The 16,097-nt window shown below is 67.6% G+C and carries 10 protein-coding genes; 3 read left to right on the top strand and 7 right to left on the bottom strand.

What is annotated here, in order from left to right:
* On the top strand, window positions 1–679 hold a 679-nt coding region (locus VFZ66_03670), incomplete at its 5' end, for a hypothetical protein (protein ID HEX6288259.1).
* A gap of 425 nt (window positions 680–1,104) precedes the next feature.
* Here VFZ66_03670 and VFZ66_03665 read toward each other — a convergent pair.
* The 7 genes from VFZ66_03665 to VFZ66_03635 form a co-directional block, all read right to left on the bottom strand.
* A complete protein-coding gene (locus tag VFZ66_03665) occupies window positions 1,105–1,659 on the bottom strand; it encodes a hypothetical protein (protein HEX6288258.1) in 555 nt (184 codons plus the stop codon).
* A 137-nt stretch (window positions 1,660–1,796) separates the two neighbouring features.
* Complete coding sequence (locus tag VFZ66_03660) at window positions 1,797–2,753, bottom strand: hypothetical protein (protein ID HEX6288257.1); 957 nt, start codon at window positions 2,751–2,753, stop codon at window positions 1,797–1,799.
* Window positions 2,738–3,436 (bottom strand): metal-dependent hydrolase, encoded by a 699-nt coding sequence (locus VFZ66_03655; GenBank protein HEX6288256.1) that lies wholly within the window; start codon window positions 3,434–3,436, stop codon window positions 2,738–2,740. Before VFZ66_03655 ends, VFZ66_03660 begins: the two co-directional genes overlap by 16 nt.
* Before the next feature lie 841 nt (window positions 3,437–4,277).
* A complete protein-coding gene (locus VFZ66_03650; GenBank protein ID HEX6288255.1) occupies window positions 4,278–5,306 on the bottom strand; it encodes a replication-relaxation family protein in 1,029 nt (342 codons plus the stop codon).
* A gap of 48 nt (window positions 5,307–5,354) precedes the next feature.
* Window positions 5,355–7,415, bottom strand: a complete 2,061-nt coding sequence (locus tag VFZ66_03645; GenBank protein HEX6288254.1) for a type IV secretory system conjugative DNA transfer family protein — start codon at window positions 7,413–7,415, stop codon at window positions 5,355–5,357.
* Window positions 7,416–7,454: 39 nt separating this feature from the next.
* On the bottom strand, window positions 7,455–8,858 hold the full coding sequence (locus tag VFZ66_03640) for a hypothetical protein (GenBank protein ID HEX6288253.1): 1,404 nt from the start codon (window positions 8,856–8,858) through the stop codon (window positions 7,455–7,457).
* Between the two features lie 69 nt (window positions 8,859–8,927).
* Window positions 8,928–13,226, bottom strand: a complete 4,299-nt coding sequence (locus tag VFZ66_03635) for a hypothetical protein (GenBank protein HEX6288252.1) — start codon at window positions 13,224–13,226, stop codon at window positions 8,928–8,930.
* A gap of 545 nt (window positions 13,227–13,771) precedes the next feature.
* On the opposite strand from VFZ66_03635, the gene VFZ66_03630 reads away from it, so the two are divergent.
* Window positions 13,772–15,370 (top strand): helix-turn-helix domain-containing protein, encoded by a 1,599-nt coding sequence (locus VFZ66_03630; GenBank protein HEX6288251.1) that lies wholly within the window; start codon window positions 13,772–13,774, stop codon window positions 15,368–15,370.
* 125 nt (window positions 15,371–15,495) lie between these two features.
* Complete coding sequence (locus VFZ66_03625) at window positions 15,496–16,068, top strand: dihydrofolate reductase family protein (GenBank protein ID HEX6288250.1); 573 nt, start codon at window positions 15,496–15,498, stop codon at window positions 16,066–16,068.
* Window positions 16,069–16,097 lie beyond the last annotated feature (29 nt).

Raw genomic sequence — 16,097 nt, 5'->3', positions numbered from 1 at the left:
CAGCAGCACCTTTACCCAGGTCAGATCCGGCGGGTGGCACACCTGCGGGCTGCGCACCGATAGCACCCTTGCCTGCTGGGGCGCGAATACCTTTGGACAGGCGACCCCGCCCGCCGGCACCTTCGTGCAGCTCAGCGAAGGTTTCTACCACCACTGTGCGCTGCGAGCGGATGGCACGCCCGTCTGCTGGGGCGAGAACGCCTTCGGGAAGGCCACGCCGCCCGCCGGCACCTTTATCCAGATCAGCGGTGGGAGAAACCACACCTGCGGGCTGCGCACCGATAGCGCCCTTGCCTGTTGGGGGCTGAATACCTTTGGACAGGCGACCCCGCCCGGCGGTGCCTTTACCCAGGTCAGTGCGGGTTACTCACACACCTGCGGCATCCGCACCGATGCCACCCTCGCTTGCTGGGGCGAGAACACCTATGGGGAGGCGACACCGCCCGCCGGCACCTTTACGGAGGTCAGCGGCGGCGATAATTACACCTGCGCGCTGCGCACCGACCAAACCATCGTCTGCTGGGGGAGCACGAGCTTGGGACAGATCGCCGCACCGAGCGGCACCTTTACGGAGGTCAGCGTCGGCAGTAATCACACCTGCGCGCTGCGCACCGATGGGATGATTGCCTGCTGGGGCCGCAATGACTACGGCCAAGCCACGCCACCCCCGATGTGGTAACAGCGGGTCCATCGCCGATACGACGACCATGGTTGCGCATGGTCGTCGTATCCGGTGCTGTGTTCTCGTGGCGTGCGGGTGTCATAGGCCCCAGCCAGCACGGGGTCCGCACTCCCTGCGGTGCTCACGTTTTGTAACCCCCACAACGGTTAAGCATGCCGACACCAGTATGGCGCATACGGACGAGAAAAGATGGTCGCGTGACACGGCATGCACGTCTCGTTCCTTCCGTTGCTGCCTGAACCGCTCCCACCGATCAGCGAACAGCAGCCCCTTGCTCAGACGCTCCTCTAAGGCGTACCATAGCACACGGGAAGCGTTCCTGAGCAGGCGCTCACGGCCAACAGTTGGCGGCGCGCGGTACGTCTCGCCATGCTGGTTTGGCTGATTACCATGCGCTGAATCACCGTGTTCTGACCTCTCCGTTATCCGGCGTCGCTCCCCGCATGTGCGGTCTGACGACCCTGAATCTCTTCAACCACCAATTGGAGACTTTCGTCGAGCAGCGCGCGCAGCTCCGGCGCGAGCGTGATGGCACGCACCGCCTGAATCTGCCGGACCAGCGCGCTGTTCACCGACAAGAGCGCGCAGACCGCCTCGATCGCGGCCAGATCGTCCACGGCGCGCAGCTCCGGCTCCGCACAGGCATCGGCGTAGCGATTGATATACGGCGTATGAATCTCTAACAGGCCATGCAGCACTTTCGCCACGGCGTGCGCCGTTTGCTCCAGATGCACCACCTGGGCGGGAACGGCCACGCAGCAGCGGCCCTGGAAATCCAGAAACCCTGCCGTGACCTGCTCGGCATCGATCGCCCGTGCGACCTCGCCCGCATTCGCCCACGCCGGCAGGTGCAGGGCCAGGCCGACGAGCGGGCGCAGCACCACCTCGCTCGCGACGTCCGCATGCGTGATGATGTGGGCGCGCAGCTGATCGGCGAGCGCGCGATCCTGCCCAAGTTCGACTCTGCTTCCCCGCACGGGGGAGCACGGGTCATCGACCGCCAAGGTTCAAAATGTATCGTACTTAAGCGTCATGTCTTGCTTCTTTCCGGGTGTCCATATCGCTCCTGTCCAGCACCTGGACGCACGTTGTGATCTGCTCGATCGCTCTACCTCTACGTGCCGTATGCCCCATAGGGAAGCGATCCGCTGCATGGTGAGAGATGGGCCTCACCCTGGGCCGCAGCGTCTGGGCCTGACATCAGGCCGTCGGCGATCCGCTGCTGACGCTGCGCCTCGTGCAATCCGAGCAGCGCGCGTGCAGCATCGTCCCGGGTGATCTCCCAGATTAGTGTTTCGGCAGCATGCCGCGCCGCCTCAACGGCCACGATCGCATCGCCAGCGCGGACAAACGCCACCGCATGCATCGGAGGAGCAGGGACCTGGAGCGGTCCACGCAGCGTTCGCACTCGTTCGGTATCGTCGCATCCTGGCGCGTCTGGCGCGCTCACGTCCCGATATGCGCATACGGCAGGCGTGCGCAGCGCGGCGATCACGATCGTGTAGAGGTGAGCCGTCGCAGGCTCGCATGCGGCGGCACATGTCTCAGCGTGTGCCGCCCGGTCGATCAGCCGGGCGTACTGGACCGCCACCACAGGGCTGGCACAGGCCGCTGTCCTGGTGTCATCGTGGGGGCCGTGATCGACGAGCCGCGCATACCAGAACGCACTGGACGGCGTCTGACCTGCGTGCTGCCGGGTCTGCGCCCTTGGTCCATGCAGGAGCCCATGCAGCACGGCGCGCCAGGGTAGCGCGGTCAGCCCGTGGGCCTGCACCCATCGCCAGACCCGGCAGCAGGTCACCAGCGTCGTCTGGTCGTCGATTCCCACCTGATCGGGCAGGAGCAGATCCAGCTCGACGAGCAGCTTGGCGAGCGCTGGAGCATCGGAGATTCGTTGCGACGTGACCGTGTGCAGAACCGGTCTCGAAGCGCGTCCTGGGCCGCCCTGCTGGGTCAGGATGAGCAGGGCGTGCAGATCGTCGCCGACGGACAGACCTGCGTTGTGACATGCCGTTGCCAGCGCGCGGAGCAGGGTAGTGCAGGCGGTGATGATGTTTATGAGCCACCCCAAACGAGCCAGGAGCCGACGCCGAGGGCAACGATCGTGATGAGGGACTCGCCGACGCTGGAGAGCGGCCGTGGCAGCCCCACGTCGCGCGCGCTGATCGGGTACATGAGTGGGACGCCACTTGGCGTCACGAGGTCGCCGATTAAATGCAGCCCCTGGAACCACGCCAGCGCCGCCGGGACGAGCGCCCAGACCGGCTGGTCGCCCCGCCACAGCACCTCCGCCAGCACGGCCAGCAGGCCGCCCACGACGAGGCTATGCGTCAGTCGGCGATGCCCGCCCGCGCCCACGCGAATGAGCCGGAGCAGCAGCCAGCCCAGCGCCGGCCCGAGGAGCAGGGCTCCGATGAGGATGCCCAGGGCCGCCGCCAGCTCCGGGCGCAGCACGACCCGTCCCTGCACGGCGAGGGCATAGCCGACCACGCCGACCAGCGGCGCGGCGACCAGCGCTACCGCCGATTTGAGCCTGCGCGCAGGCCACGATCCCGATTCATCCAGGTCAGGCCACGTACACCCAACCGCTGAACCGACGATGAGGCCAACGCCCGTCAAGCCCAGCGGCACATAGGGCGTACCCACTTGCCAGACGCCGCTCGGTAGTGGGAGTACCTGGCTGGGCTCCAACCAGCGTGCGAGCGCCAGACCACCAACCGCACCGATCAGCATGTGTGTTCTAAAGCTGGACATGGATGCGTCTCCTTTCTGCGTTGTTTGCCCACCGGCATGGATCTGCCAGGCGAGCCTTCCTACACTGTCAATTCTGTTATGTCAATATAAACCAACAATCCCGCCCGTCAAATGCTGCTGACATCCTCGCTGCACCAGGATCGCACGCGCTCCTACTCCTCACGGTGCCACGCTTGCCGATATGCTCGTTCGCACTCGCCACTTGGCACGCGCGCGATCCCACTGCCGCTCTGCCCGCCTGCCGACCTGCCCCTGCCCTCCCACCGACCTGCCCGCGCCACCCGGATTCTGCCGACGAGGGTCTGCTCCCCGCCATGGACGGCCGCGCGGACCCAGGAGTGCGCTGCTCCCACCGGGGGTGCGCACGCGCGCTCCCTCGCTAGCGCTCGGATGCTCCGTGCTTCCCCCGGGAGTGGGATCGCGTGCGTCCCCAGGCATCGCCTCGCGTGGCGCGCAGGGCAACCGCACTGCCGGTGCATGGCAGATGCACTGCAGAGCAATGCAGTTGCACGGCAAAGGCAATGCAAGGTAGCGCAGCAGCAGGGCCGGGCATGGCAGCGCATGGCAGATCGCATGGCCGAAGCAGCGCGAATCGTCGGGCTGCCTGGCCTGACCTCGGAGCCGGACCGGCCCATCTGAGCTGCGGATCGGACCGTGTTGTTGGGGCCGAATCCACGTATACCCGTCGGACGGTTTCGCCTGTCTGGGAGCGCCGAAACCCCATCTTCTGTCTCGCAGTTGTCTCACGGTTATCTCATGGTTGTCTCGCGGTTGTCGCATCGGTTGTCGCGTCGGTTGTCTCGCGGTTGTCTCGCGGTTGTCGCATCGGTTGTCGCATGACTTACCGGCCATTCGCAGGCACCAGCGCGGGTCGTCCGGGCACTTCCGGCATCCACGCCGCCACCAGCGTCCCCCAGGCGTCTGGCGACGCCACCAGCGATCCCAGGAGGTTCGCCCGCTGCGGCGGCACGTCCTTCAGCGTCAGATACTCGCCCCACAGCGCCCCATACACCGGATGGGTCGCCTTGCTCGGCGTCGAGATCACGCCCGGTCCACCCGGCCAAGCATCCTGCCATTCCCGCGCGATCTGCGCCGCCCGCTTGCCCGGCGGCACCAGAAACACCGGCAGCACGGGCCCGCCCAGCAACTGGTGATACACCCGCTCCGCCGTCAGCGTCCGGTACATCAAGCCTTTGCCCAGCAGCACCTTCAGCGGCTCGGTGCCCCGGTCCACTTCTAGCGCCAGCCGCACCGTCTGATGCTGCGGGCCGTCCGGCGAGCCGTCATGCCAGGGGATGTCCCAGCCCGGGCGCGTTTGGACCCGCTGCTGCGTGTTGAATCGAATCACCAGGATCGCGTCGATGCGCTGCCGGGGATCGCTCACGTATTCGACGTGGCAGAAGATCGCGTCGACCATCGGGCAGCGCCGCACGGCGTCGATCATCGAGACACACCAGGAGGCGGCCAGCAAATCATGGGCCAGCTGCGCTTTCGGCACGTCCGGCGCGCGGCGGTCGCGGGTCCGCAGCGCGGCCAGGCTTGGCGCGTAGGGTTCCAGATCCAGCGCGTCGAGGAGATTCCTGCCCTCCGGGGTCAGCCCGTAGATGTAGGGCAGCTTCAGCGTGCGCTGTGATCGCCCCGTCCTGGTCGGCGTGACGTCGGCATGCGCCGTCTGGGTGTACCAGATCACGCCCAGCTTGGCGAGGTGGCTCAGGCGGCGAAACATCGTCGCCCGACCCTGATCCGGAAAAAAGACGTCTTTCAACCAGCGGCTGGAGACAAATTCCAGCCGTCCGAGGGCGCGCAGGACGGCCATGTCCCGCTCATCGCCCAGGCCAATCAGATCTTCAATCGGCAAGATCGCTGTCATGTCGTGGGTCCTCGCTACGGATGGTGCGTGGGACGCGGGCGACGCCGGCTAGGCGTCCGCGTCCGGTTCAAAGCCTTCAAAGCCGCCCACGAGATCGTCGGCCGCGCGCCGTTTGCCCCGCGCCGCCATCAGCTCGTCGAGCGTCGGAATCGTGTCCAGCTGCGTCCGCGTCGCCCGGTCGCGTTCCGCGGCCAGCGCTGCCACGGTATCCTGCTGCATCAGCTCCTCGGCCGTCGGCGCGCCCAGCGGACCGGTTGGCGCGGCACGGTGGGGCGGCACACTCCCACCACCTTTTTTCGCCGCTTTCTTGGCCTCGGCGGCGGCTTCCGCCCGCTCCTTGCGAACCGCGCTCGCCTCGCGCGACGCCATCAGCAGCGCGAACGCCATTGCCTCGGTTTCCAGCTTCGGCACGCCGGAGCCGAGATCCGACAGGATGCGAATCCGGTCAACTTTCTGCTGCTGGATCGCCTCTATCCCGTCGAGATCGGGGTCCATGCGCACGCAGCCGGGATGATCCAGGATGAACTGCCGCCGCGCCAGGCGGTGGGCTTTGGTCCGCGCGCAGAAGGCGTCGAAGGCCGCTGGATTGTGCATGCAGACCGCGCCCAGCCGCTGCACCGCCTCATCCCAGCGCACCTTGGCCAGCTCGTGGAAGCGCAAGATCGAGGCGTCCAGGTCGCGCTCGCGACTGTTGGCCGCTGGCGCCATCAGCGTGCGCCAGTTGCGGTACACCGGCGGCGGCGCATCTTCCTGGATGAGCTCCGGCTTGGGCAGCGGCTGCGCGCTGAACAGGTTGCCGCGACCGGCCAGCTTGAGATACTGGTGGAGCGCGTAGTTGTGGACCGGATGCACTTCCATCTGGGTAAAGTCGGTCTGCGTCAGGCCCAGCGCCCGATACAGGCCGGCATACGTGCTGGCGTCGTCGGCCTCGCAGCCCAGGATCACGCGCGTGCCCGCGTTGTCGGCCAGCGCGCCCATCACCTCGGACACGAGCTGGCTCAGACCCTGATGGACATACACCTGGCCGATGCGCATCGAGCGGAACTGGCTCAGCATCGTCTTGAAGAGCGGAATGTTATCGTTGGCGATCACCTGGACCTCGTCGACGATGATCGGCCAGTCCGGGCGCTGGGCTTCGGGGACGTTCGTGCGTGAGAGCGCGGCCAGGCGCAGCTGCGTCAGGAGCAAGGTGATCGCGATCGAGGCGATCTGGCCCTGGCTGGCGCTCACACCCATCAGCAGGATGCCGTTATTGTCCATGATCTTCCGCAGGTCGATGCTGCAACTCGGCGCAACCAGCATGGCCTGAAGCTCAGGAAACGACATCAGCTGGTCGAGGCGGCGCTCGAACGACGCCAGCGATGCCTGCTGGGTCTGCGGCATCTCCGGGAAGCGGCGATCCCAGAAGTCCTGCACCTGGATGAACGCGCCGGGCAGCCGCCCCACCACCTGCGCGCGGTAGTCCTCGTCGCCGAAGAAGCGGATCAGATGCATCAGGGTCGGCTGCGGCTCGCCGCCGAGCAGCGCCAGCATGCCGAAGTTGGCAAACTGCTTGATGCCGACGGCCTCATTGAAGCGTGGATCGAGCGTCGGAAAGATGTCGAGCACCGTCGAGGCCATCATCGACGGGTCCAGGCCCAGCGACTTTGCGAGCGTCGGGCTGAGCAGGTTCATGCCGGGCCTGAGGTCTTCGCCGGTGATCCGCGAGCCTTCGAGGTTGACGATCGTGACGTCTTTCTCGCGGCCCAGGGGGATGATCGGCAGCGTGGTATTGACCAGATCTTTGGCCTTACAGTCCAGGCCCATAAAGCCCGCGCCGGCGCGGAGCAGCCCCTGCATATAGTTCAGCAGCATCACCGACTTGCCGCGGCCCATCGGCGCGGTGATCCAGGCGATGAAGCGGAACATGTCGTAGGGCATCCCGATCGGGGCCCAGCTCCCGTCGCTGCGCTCGCCCAGGCCCATCGACAGATGGGCCGGGTTCTGCGGATCGATAAAGGCATTGGCGGGCGGCGGCAGCCACTGCGCCATCACGCGCTCGACGCGATCGGCGAAGTCGGCGGTGGGCAGACACCAGAGCGTGGCCAGTTCAGCGGCGCTGAGGATCATGATCGGCTCCTTGATTGCAATGGCATGGTGGATGGGTCGTTAGGATAGGTGGCCGAGCCAGTCGCTCCAGATCGGCACCACCCGCGGATTGCGCGCGGGCATGACACTCTTGAGGATCGTGTTGAGACGGACCGGCAGACCGGCCCGCGTCCCCCGGTACCACAGCGTGCCGAGCACGGTTCTCGGCAGGGCCAGGAGCGGCACGGGAAGTACCCAGATCGCCGGTCCCAGCCATGCTGAGCGGGGGGTGCTCGACACGTACCAGACGGCTCCCAAGGCCGTCATGGCGAGGATCAGACCGGTGAGCCAGGCAAGTCGCGCGCGGGTGACTGGGAAGGGTGGCGGCGCGGGAATCACCGCGGGCAGCACCTGAATGGGTCCGGCGACGAGGCGCTGTTCCGCATTCGCAATCGCCTGGGCCGAGGCAGCGAGCGCTGCGCAGATGGTCGTGACCATGGTCTGTCCCGCCTCCGGCGAGGCCGCCACCACGATCGCCCGCACATGGAGGTCGAAGGCCGGGCCGGCGACTTTCTGCTCCATCACCCGCTTTTCGGTCGACGCCGCATCGAGCTTCAGCCGCTCCAGCATGGCCAGCACCTTCGTCCGCCAGACCCGATCCGCGACGGGGCGGAGGAGAATCTGGAAATCGCTCACAAAACAGTCGCGGAGCGGCGACAGGGTTTGGAGGAGACCACTCAGCAACGGACTCTCGCGGGCGGGAATCGCAATCGCCAGGGCGTCCGGCCCCTGCAGGCGGATGTCGGTCCAGCAGATGACGCGGCCCGGCTTCAGCTCGGCCAGCAGCGGATCGGACTGGATGTCCACCTTAGTACCCCGGCTCACGCCCTGAAACACCTTTTGCAGACTGGTGATCAGCGTCGGCGGTCCCTGCACGCTCAGGCCCTGCACCACCGCTAGCTCGGGCCGCCCGGTCCAGCGTAAGACGACCGGCGTGCCATCGCCGCGCAGGAGATTGGACCGGGGCAGGATGCCGTGGAGCGTGCGCAGCAGCGTCACGCCATCCTCGGGCTTCAGCGTCACGCTAAACGGCGTGCGCAGGCGCAGATAGGTCCGCTCCAGGGTGAGGGGACGGGTGCGCTGCGCGTACAAGCTCATGAGATGCTGGATCTGGCTGCCGATGAGCCAGATCCCGGCGACGGCCCAGGCAACGGAGATCCACGTGAGCAAGGGCTGGGGCGGAATCGGCGCGGTGCCGGCCGGTGGGAACGATTGCATCAGCGTGGGTGCGAGGCCCTGCCAGACCCAGGCTTTCCAGTCATACCCGGCGATCGGCGAGGGCAGCTTTGGAACGACCACGAACAGGATCGGCGCGAGCGCGGCACCCAGGCGGAGCAGTGCCTGACGCTGCTCCTGTTGCGCGTAGCGCGCAGCCAGCGACACGGGCTTGGGCTGGGAGGTCGGTTTTGAACGGGCGGCGGGCATGAGTCTTCCTCGTCGTCAGAACAGCAACAGATCATGGACATCGCGGTGGGCAATCGTCGGCCTATGCATTTAGACCGCGACGCGCTTCGCCAGCTCGGCACGCATGATGCGCACGAGCCGGTCATGCGTCTTGGTATGGACGGCGCCGCCGACGGGATAGCGCTGGCGATTCATCCGGCGCAGCAGATCTTCGTACCGTTCCTGCTGCGCGCGCAGCGGCTTTCGGTTCGCGACCACGCGCTCCACGATGTCCCAGGCGGCCAGCTCATCCACCAGGTGCGGCACGACTACCTGATAGATCCGCTCACGGGCCGTCTCGGCCTGGGCACCGCGCTCGAAGCCGCTGAGGTCACTGATCATGTCCGGCAGGGGAACACTGGCCTGCCAGGCCGCCCAGATCGCATCGTCATCGGAGTGCGCTGTTAAGCCGGATGCGGACGCCGCCCCCGCCGCCACATCGTGCGCCTCCGCGCTAGACGCGCCGTCGGCGGCAGGAGACAGCTCGGTCGGCGCGACGCGGATCGGTGGGCTGCTGCTCCATTGGCCCAAGCCGTTCGCAGCCTGCGTGGTTGACCCTGCCGCATCCTGGACGCGAGCGAGCGGTTCGGGGCGTGACACCAACGGCTGGACCGCGCCTGCTGACGCCTGGGAGACACCCGCGCGCTTCCGGTCATCCAGGTGGCGATCGATCACCGCCTTGACCACCTGCCGAATCGCCGTGGGATCACGATCGGGACACGCCGCGGCGATCTGACGCACGAGGGCCGGGATGCCCGTGCCCGCCTGCCAGGTCGTCCAGATCCGCGCATCCGGCCAGTCCGGCAGCATCGCTGCCGGTGGGAGCGGCGCGGCCTCTGGAGTGAGCATGCCGTCATCTTCCACGAGCACCCGCTCGCGTGCGCTCGTCTCCGCATCGGGAACCACGGTCGCTGGGAGGTCGTCCGCAGCGTGCGCCACGGCGTCGAGGAGCACCCCGGGTGTATCGTCCCCGCCGGCTTCGTCGAGGAACGCAGCATCTGGCTGCGCCCCCGCCGCGACCACCTGATCAGTCGGCTGCCCCGCGCTGGCCGGCGCGGCATGATGCGCCGACGGGTCTTCGCCATTCGGTGCATCGCCGAGCACAGGTGCCGTGGGCGGCATCGGGGTGGGGACGGGCTGCGCCGACCGTCGTTCGGCCAGCGATCGGTCGATCAGGGCCTTGACCGCGATCCGCAGCGCCCGTGGATCGAGCTGCTGCTGCGCCGCCAGATCGCGGACGATGGCGGGGATGCTGGTTCCGCTCCGCCAGCGTGTCCAGATGGCTGCTCCGTCCAGGGTCATGTCGCCCATGCACAGCCGAGCGCCAGCGGGAAGCGCGACGGAATCGTCCGCGTCGCCCGTGCTCCCTGAGTCATCCCCACCGATCGGGCCCGCCACATCGGCTGCATCCACGTTGGGGATCAGCAGGGACTCAGCACCAGACGCAGGCGGCGGACTGAACACGCCTTCGAGCACCGGGCTGCATGGCACATCGGCCTCGTCGCTGCTCGTCACGCCCATGATCGAAGACTCGTCGTCGGGAGCAGATGTGGTCATGGTCAGCGGAGCAGCATCGGTGGGATCATCCACCACGACGGGCAGGGGAGCCAGGTCAGCCGCAGCCGCTGGCGGCATGACCAGCAGATCGCGTTCGTACTGCTGATCCCCGTTGGCGCGCGTGACCATCGGAGCTGCGGCCACGAGTTCTCCGTCGCGCCTGGACGCTGGGCGGGCCGTCCATCTGCGCCGTGGTCGCACCGCCAGCAGCGATCGGCGTGGCACAGGGTGATGCTCTGTATCGCCCGTCTCGTCGCCCTGACGGGTCAGATCGTCCAGCGGCAGCGCTTGTGCCACGGGTGCATCGGTCGCAGCGACCAGGAGCAGATCGTCGTGCGCCGGATCTCGCTCCCGCAGCTGCGCGTCCGCTCGCGTCACCTGCACCGCTGGGAACAGGTCGGGTGCATCAACGAGGAGGAGATCCGGAGGGGGTTCCGCCAGCGGCTCGTCGAAGGCGGCAATCGCCGCCAGCAGGGACGCATCCGGCACGAGCGGATCATCGCCGACGGGCACGGCGTCCAGCGGCACGTCGAACCCGAACGTCGCATCGTCACCGACGAACAGCAGGTCATCCAGCGGCAGATCGCCATCGCCACCCGTCATCTCGTTTGGATCAAGGAGCGCCACATCCCAGTGGTCGAGCGACGCGAGATCGGTCAGGACCAATGCCGCTCCCGCGTCGGCTCCTCCGAGTGGAGCTGCTTCGAGCAGCCGATCGACGGGCTGATCGTCCAGGAGCAGATCCGGTGTGAACGCATCCCCCGGTGTCGCTCCCAGCGTGCGCGACACGTCGTGCAGGTTCATGGTGGCATCCGCCAGGTGGACCGCGTCATCCGCTGCACCAACGAGGTCCGCAGCGTCAGCCATGGAGCCTGAGTCGACGATCGCGCCAGTGTCATGCGCGGGGAACCCATCCTCCGCATCCACCAGGGCCGGTGCGACCGGATCGGCCGTGTCTCGCTCCGTCGTCGCCACGTCATCACGCGAAAGTCCCAGGAAGGGATCAGCGGCGAGCATCATCAGGGCATCTGGTAGGTCAGCTTCTCCCACCGCTGGTGCATGCGCGTTCGTGATGCGTGCTGCGGCCTGGCCCGAGGTCGCTGCTGGCGTTGGTGCTTCCCAGCTCGGAATCACCGGCGCGGCGGCAGGCACATCCAGTGCTGGAACAGGATCTTCCGTGGCGATCGCGACCGGCAGATCATGCGCCTGGCCGGGGAGTACGGCGGCTCGCTCCACCGTGGTCGGTTGGCCGGCATACCAGGCGTCCGCATCGTCCTGCCCTGCCGCGGTTTGGTGCTCCGGTCCATCGAGCGTCGTCACCAGCGACGTATGCAGCGCCAGGTCGAGACCCGCCGGCTCGGCCGTTAGATCGGCGCTCACGCGGATCGCTGCCCCGCCCAGTCCCGATTCAAGGTGCCAGCCATCCTCGACGGCGCGGATCGTGGCATGCGCGGCGGTAGTGCCCAGCACCAGTTGGATCGCGCGCGTCCCCAGGACCTCCGGCACGGCGAGCGCCGCGGGTCGGATGATCAGCAGCGGGCGATCCCCCTGTCCCGCCGGCGCGCAGGCCGCCAGCACGAGGTTCGCGAGCAGATCCCCGGCCCCATTCCCCTGATCCGCCAGCACAACGCCACCCCCGGCCAGCAGCACGCCTGCCAGATCATCGCCCGGTCGCGCGGTCAAGCCGTTCACCGCATCGGTCGCCAACTCAGCCAGGCCCACCTGCGCGAGCAGCGGGGCAAATTGCTCGGGCAGCAGATCAGGCAGCGGCAGCCGCGCGCCTGCCATCTGCAAGATGGTCTGGAGCACGTCGCGGTCGAGCGCATGCCAGGGAATGGCCGCACTCGCCCACAGATCGCGCCCATCGAGCAGCCGGATGCGGGTGGCCCACGGCGCGAGCAGCCCATCCGTCAGCAGGGGATGGGGCAGGATGGCCAGCACGCCCATCCCCTGGGCAAAGGCACGCCGCAGCAGGGCCAGCACCGCGTGGCGCTGCCGGGCGAGCGGCGCATCGAGGGCGAGCGTCAGGGCATGCCACGCCAGTGTCACGCCACTCCCATCCGGCTGCACGCCCAGGAGGAGGCCCGGCGCGCCGGGAGCGGCAAGCATGTCTGGGAGGGTCGTGGTCGTCAGGGCGTGGTCGTCGGATGGGGGCGTCAGCCGATCGGCAGATCCGGCATCGATCGCACCGACAGATGGCGCGGCTGGTGCAGGAATGACGGGCGCAGGGAGGGACGCGCTGGGTGCGCTGCGCGGTCCCAACCAGGGCGCGCCTCCATAGGCACGGAGCCGCACGGGCCGGGCGAGCTTGGCTGCCGCTGCTGGGATCTGCGGTGGGATCTGGGTGGCCGTCCACCCACGCTCCCGCACCAGGCGCAGGTGTTCCCGATCCTCAGCACTCGCGCGGACGAGTCCAGCACAGCGACCCGGTTTCCAGTGGAGCTGGACACTGATTGACGCCCAGGGGAACGTGTCCAGATCGAGCAGCGGCTGGGCGTCAGCGGTGGGGTGCAGCAGGGCGCGGATCGTCCACTCCGGGCGATCGGGAATGGCAGCAATCGGCTGGACGGCTCCGTCACGGCCCAGCACGATCGGGAAGACCTTCGTCGTGACCAGCTCGGCGACGGCATCCGGTACCTCGATCACCCAGGCCACATACGGCGTGGGCTTGTAGGGTGGTCCCACCAGGACCGTGCTGATCGTGACGGTGCCCGCGTGCGCCAGCAGACGCTGCAGTTCCTCCGTCACGATGGCGTCGGGGCTGGTGATTGGGCCCGTGATTCGGTAGCGCATCCTCGCTCCTGGTGTAATGTCTCGTCAGGGATTCCGGTGCCGGGCCGGTCTGCCCGCCACGCTCGGGATCTCGTCTCAGCATAGCGCAGGGGAGCGCTCGTCAGGAACGTGTTATCTGCCAACTTTGGGGCGTGTTGGGCTATGCTGGTCCTGGGACTCTTGGGGGACTGATCCCGATCGTGACGGCACCGAGGCAGGCGCAGCGCGCGTGGGGATGTGACGCCAGCGCTGTGTCTCCCTGACTCAGCCCCGATGTCTGATCACGAACACCGAGGAGGTCTTGGCGCACCACGGATACCTGTCCGTGTGTAGCGCGATGCGCACGAACAGGGCGTGCTGCGCTGTGCGGGATCGCGACGGTCAGGCGCAGCCATGCAGTTGGGGTCTGTCGGTACGCCGCGCTGGCGGATGCACGTGTTCAGTGGTGTTCCCACTGTATCCAAAACGCGCTACAATGGATCGCAGGTGATCACGCATGCCCACCCCCCATGTCTATCTTGCCGCAGCATCCTGCGGTGCTGCGCCCGCATTCCGGGGAATACGCAATGGCCGATGATCATGAGCAGGTGTCGTCGCTGGGCGCGTGGATTCGTCGGCGGCGGGAAGCGCTGGGTCTCACCCACATCGCCGTCGCCCACTGTGTGGGCTGTGCAGCCGTCACGATCCGCAACCTGGAGGCCAATGTGCGGCGTCCCGCGCGCCACATCGCGCTGCGCCTTGCCCGTTGCCTGGACCTCCCCCCGAATGTGCGCGATCTGTTTCTCCAGGTGGCGCGTGGCGAACTCCCCATATCTCGCTTACCGGCTCCGCGCACGGGCCTGGACGTTGCTCCACCGCTTCCGACCGGGGAGCCACCAGATGCGGAGGGTGGTTCGCTGGGATCGTGGCTCCGCCACCGCCGCGAGGCGCTCGGTTTGTCCCAAGCCGACCTCGCCCGGTGCGTGGACTGCCCCGACGTCACGATCCGCAACCTGGAGACGGACGTTGCGCGTCCATCGCGCCAGATCGCCGAGCGCCTCGCGAGGTGTCTCGCGATTCCACCGGACGAGCTTGACCGGTTTCTCCAACTGGCGCGTGGCGACCTCTCCGTACCACCCGTACCGGCTCCGCGCACGGACCTGGACGCTTCTCCACCGCTTCCGACCGGGGAGCCACCAGATGCAGAGGGTGGTTCGCTGGGCGCGTGGCTCCGCCGCCGCCGCGAGGCGCTCGGTTTGTCCCACGCCGACCTCGCCCGGTGCGTGGACTGCGCCGACGTCACGATCCGCAACTTGGAGGCGGATGTGGAGCCTCTCCGACGGCGGATCGCCCTGCGCCTGGCGCGGTGTCTCGCGATTCCACCGAACGAGCTTGACCGGTTTCTCCAGGTCGCCGCTGGCCAACGCCCCGTGGCGCACCTACTGGCTCCGCACGCGGGCCTGGATACCTCCCGACCACGGCCCCGTCAGGAATCATCGCCTGGTGGCGGCGTGCCTACCGACCCCGCCATCCATGTCGTGCGGATTCCCCAAGCCCCGGCCCCGGTGATCCTTAGCGGTCAGGTGAGGGATGCCCACGGCCAGGGGCTGGCGCAGCAAAGCGTGCATCTCCGCGCGGCCCGTGGTTCCGTGTCCGTCTTCCAGACCACCGATGCCACGGGCGCGTTTCGCGTCGAGGTGCCGCCTGGGACGTACCACATCGACCTGTCCGGGTCGCTCAGGACAAGCACCTGGCAGACCGCGTCGGGGCGCTACCGTCTCTCCACCGATGCGCGGCACCTGGCACCCCTCACCGTGCGGGAGAACACCACGCTGGATCTGGTGCTGCCCTTCAAACGTCTGATGGTCCACGTCGAGGACTCCCTCGGCCTGCCCGTTGCCGGAGCCCAGATTGAGACCCACCGGCTCAAGATCGATCAGCTCTCCCTGGGCATCCTGTCGGTCAGCGGGTCTTCCTTTTATGTGGCGCCCGAGACAGTCACGAACGCGGCAGGCGACGTGGTGCTGTGGCTCTTCCCGACTCCCCCTGGTCAGAGCTACACCTTGACCGTTACCCCGCCTGCGGGCATCCCGTTTGCGATCTTCCGCGTGCCAAATATTACGGTGACCAGCGACACCTCCACGATCATCATTCTCCAGTATGATGCGGGCGGGTCCGGTCCCTGATCGCGCGGCGGTTCTGGTGTGCCGGGGTGGTGTGAACATGGGGTCCGCCTGGCGGCTGCCCGATGCCGCCAGACCACGCTCCACGACGGTGAAACCCGTTTGGATCGCGACCACAGGAGGTCGAAATGGCTCTCTCAGTCCTTTACATGTCAATGTCCCTCGACGGCTCCATCGCCGACCCCGCCGATCGGCTCGGCGGCGACGATGGCAACCGGCTGCACCACTGGGCGCTTAACCCGGACGGCGAGTCCTTCCGGTCGTCCTGGCCGGCTGGGCATTTCGTCGACGACATCAACGCGACCGGCGCAGTCCTCGCGGGCCGGCGGACGGTCGAGATCGTCGATTACTGGGGCGGGAACCATCATGGCGTCCCGATCTTCGTGGTCAGTCACCGGCCGCCCGGCCCGTCCGCCGCGAACTACCCGCTGGTGACCTACGTGGCCGATGGGATCGCCAGCGCGATGGCCCAGGCCAAGGCCGCCGCCGGGGAGCGCAATGTGCTGGTGCATGGCGCGTACACGGCGCAGCGGGCGATCGAGGCCGGCGTGCAGGACGAGCTACAGATCCACCAGATCCCGGTGCTGCTCGGTGGTGGTCGTCGGCTGTTCGAGGAGTTGCCGTCGCGCGCCGCGCTGGCGATCGTCCGGGTGATCGACACGCCGGAGGCCACGCATATCCGCTCCCGCGTCCGCCGCTGAGCCGGTCGCCCAGCGGCTGCTTGGTGAAA

The sequence above is a fragment of the Herpetosiphonaceae bacterium genome (assembly GCA_036374795.1).
Classification (GTDB): Bacteria; Chloroflexota; Chloroflexia; order Chloroflexales; family Kallotenuaceae; genus LB3-1.
This window is presented reverse-complemented; position numbering and strand designations above follow the sequence as displayed.